Raw genomic sequence first — 254 nt, 5'->3', positions numbered from 1 at the left:
AAAATGCTCGGCGATACGCTCAAGCGCGGGCTGGCCTGGCTCTACCACCACCCGGGACGCCAGATCTGCATCGACAATGGTAATGCTCTGTTGGGCCAGGAAATCCGTGGCGGCGGTCTTGCCGCTACCAATGCCACCAGTCAGGCCGACTACGAACATGCTTACTCCAGAACAAGGCTTCACTGGCGCTGGAGCTTGACCGCTTCGCTTTGCAAAGCAAGGCTCCAACGAAAATTATCCAGGGGTTTTCAGCT

The 254-nt window shown here is 57.1% G+C and carries 1 protein-coding gene; it reads right to left on the bottom strand.

The genetic code is table 11. The features are described 5' to 3' along the window. Nucleotides 1-159, bottom strand: a 159-nt coding sequence (locus A3714_RS11295; protein WP_156493864.1) for a dephospho-CoA kinase, incomplete at its 3' end; no start/stop codon positions are given. Nucleotides 160-254: the final 95 nt, after the last annotated feature.

The organism is Alcanivorax sp. HI0007 (assembly GCF_001635525.1).
In the GTDB taxonomy this organism is placed as follows: Bacteria; Pseudomonadota; Gammaproteobacteria; order Pseudomonadales; family Alcanivoracaceae; genus Alcanivorax.
The sequence above is the reverse complement of the archived record's forward strand: the minus strand, read 5'-3'. Positions and strand labels throughout refer to the sequence as shown.